Origin of the sequence: Achromobacter sp. Marseille-Q0513, from assembly GCF_018195695.1 — a bacterium.
GTDB lineage: Bacteria > Pseudomonadota > Gammaproteobacteria > Burkholderiales > Burkholderiaceae_B > Achromobacter.
The window spans coordinates 1-2453 of record NZ_JAGTJY010000336.1 but is presented as its reverse complement, the minus strand read 5'-3'; the positions used below and the strand labels follow the sequence as shown (position 1 = coordinate 2453).

Genomic DNA, 2453 nt, shown 5'->3' with positions numbered 1-2453 from the left:
AAGCACCGGCGTTCCGTCCGCCGGTGTGTTCATGGCGCCGAGGGCGTCCCACGCGCCCTTGTAGCTCATGCCCACGGCGCGCGCGGCGGCGGTGATCGAGCCGGTGGCGTCGATCTGGGCGAGCAGGTCGATGCGGTTCTTGCCGCCCCAGGTCTGGGCGCCGGAGCGTAGCCAGATCGAGCCGTCGAGTTCCAACATGGCGGTGAGGTCCGTTCAGTTTCGATTGCAGACTCGCAGTGTAATGGACGGCCGGCCCGGGCGGCGCGCGCGCGATGGGAATGAGATGCGTCATTGAAACTTTGCGGGCTTCGCGGCACTATGTGCTGGCCTCGGATTCCTGGAGACTGGATCATGAAAGCCTCAACCTTGCTGGCCGCGGGCTGCCTGGCCGCGCTGCTGTCGGCCTGCGCCACCGGACCGTCGATACGCAGCGACTACGACCAGAAGGCGGATTTCTCGCGCTATCGCACCTTCGGCTACATGAGCCCGCTGGGCACGGACAAGGCTGGCTACAGCAGCCTGCTGACCGAGCGCCTGAAAGACGCCACGCGCGGCCAGATGGAAATGCGCGGCTACGTCTACAGCGCCGCCGACCCGGACCTGCTGATCAATTTCAACGGCAAGCTGCAACAGAAGACCCAGGTCACCGAGGCGCCGCCGGCCATCGGTCCTTATTACGGTTATCGCAGCGGCTTCTATGGCGGCTGGCCCGGCTATGGCTGGGGCGACACCGTCTATCAATACACCGAGGGCACGCTGAACATCGATCTGGTCGACGCGCGCCGCAAGCAGCTGGTGTGGGAAGGCGTGGCCGTGGGCGAGGTGCGCAATCCCGAGATGGCCACGTCGCAGCAGAGCGTGGAAAAGGCCGTCGCCCAGGTGTTCTCGAAGTATCCGTTCCGCGCCGGCGTGGCCGCGCCGCAGGGACCGGACAAGTCCAAGCCTTGAGGAGCCCCGCATGAGCACGGCACGCCCGTCCCGCAAGCCCCAGGCCGCCCCGGCCGACGCAGACAGCCCGCGCCGCAAGTCCAAGACCGCCTCGGCCGACGCCGCCAGCCCGAGCCGCGCCGCCGCGGATTCCGGCGGCGCGCAGTCCTACGACACGGTCGCCCTGGTGCTGCAGGGCGGCGGCGCCCTGGGGGCCTACCAGGCCGGGGTGTACCAGGGCCTGCACGAGGCCGGCATCCGCCCCAACTGGGTGGCGGGCATTTCCATCGGTTCGATCAACGCCGCCATCATCGCCGGCTCTCCCGAGGATGAGCGCGTGGCGCGGCTGCGCGGTTTCTGGGAGACGATCTGCCGGCCGACCGGTTTCGCCGCCGTGCCCTGGGGCGATACGCTGGCCGGCATGTTCGAGGGCATTCCGTTCGGCTTCGGCTCGCCGGCCATGAACGGTCAGCTGTCCGCCTTCCATGCCCTGGTGTCCGGTCAGCCTGGCTTCTTCAAGCCGCGCTTTCCGCCGCCCTATCTGCTGCATGGGCAGGGGGCGGCCTCCACCAGCTTCTACGACACGTCTCCGCTGGCCGACACGCTGCGCCAGTTCGTCGACTTCGACCTGCTGAACGCGGGCTCGGTGCGCGCCAGCTTTGGCGTGGTCAATGTGCGGACCGGCAACTTCGCCTATTTCGACAGCCGCAAGGACCGGCTCGGACCCGAGCACGTCATGGCCTCCGGCGCGTTGCCGCCGGGCTTTCCGTCCGTGGAGATCGATGGCGAGCATTACTGGGACGGGGGCGTGGTGTCCAACACCCCGCTGGCCCAGGTGGTGGGCGCGGACAACATGCGCGACACGCTGGCCTTCCAGGTGGACCTGTGGCCGGCGCGCGGCGGCCTGCCGACCTCGCTGGAAGAAGTGGCCGAGCGGCAGAAGGACATCCAGTATTCCAGCCGGACCCGCCTGGTGACCGACCAGTTGCGCCGGGTGCTCAAGCTGCGCCACGGCTTGCAGAAGCTGCTGGCGCGCCTGCCCGAATCCGAGCGCGGCGCGGCCGACCTGGAAGAGCTGCGCCGGCTGTCGCACACGCCGGCGACCAACATCGTCAACCTGATCTACGAGTCCAAGCACCGCGAACGCTATTCCAAGGACTACGAGTTCGGCACCGAGGCCATGCGCGAGCACTGGGAGTCCGGACTGTCGGACATCCGCCTGACCCTGGCCCGGCCGGGCGTGCTGGACCGTCCGACCGAGGATAGTTGTTTTGTCGCACACGACATCCATCGCAACGGCAAGCACCATTGATCGGGGAGGCGGGCAGGGTGGGGAAAAAGCTGGGACATACAGCCGATACGAACTGGATTTAACGGGATTAGTCTGATCCTGGCGTAGCAAGGGGAAATGCGGCTTGCAAGCCCGTTAGTCTCTCGAACAAGTTGCATTTTTTGTTTCCGGCGCCCGGAAACCGCGGATTGCGCGGTGCCGAGTCCGGTGGAGAGCCAGCCGGGATCGTCCATGC

The 2453-nt window shown here is 67.3% G+C and carries 2 protein-coding genes and 1 pseudogene; 2 read left to right on the top strand and 1 reads right to left on the bottom strand.

Annotation, left to right across the window (positions count from 1 at the left end; translation table 11 throughout):
- Positions 1-198 (bottom strand): annotated as a pseudogene (locus KDH83_RS30345) (LysR family transcriptional regulator); the annotation flags it as partial.
- Between the two features lie 153 nt (positions 199-351).
- Between KDH83_RS30345 and KDH83_RS30340 the strand changes: the two are divergent.
- Together KDH83_RS30340 and KDH83_RS30335 are read left to right on the top strand one after the other, a co-directional pair.
- A complete protein-coding gene (locus tag KDH83_RS30340; RefSeq protein ID WP_212322666.1) occupies positions 352-948 on the top strand; it encodes a DUF4136 domain-containing protein in 597 nt (198 codons plus the stop codon).
- A 10-nt stretch (positions 949-958) separates the two neighbouring features.
- A complete protein-coding gene (locus KDH83_RS30335; RefSeq protein WP_212322664.1) occupies positions 959-2239 on the top strand; it encodes a patatin-like phospholipase family protein in 1281 nt (426 codons plus the stop codon).
- The last annotated feature ends 214 nt before the right edge of the window (positions 2240-2453 follow it).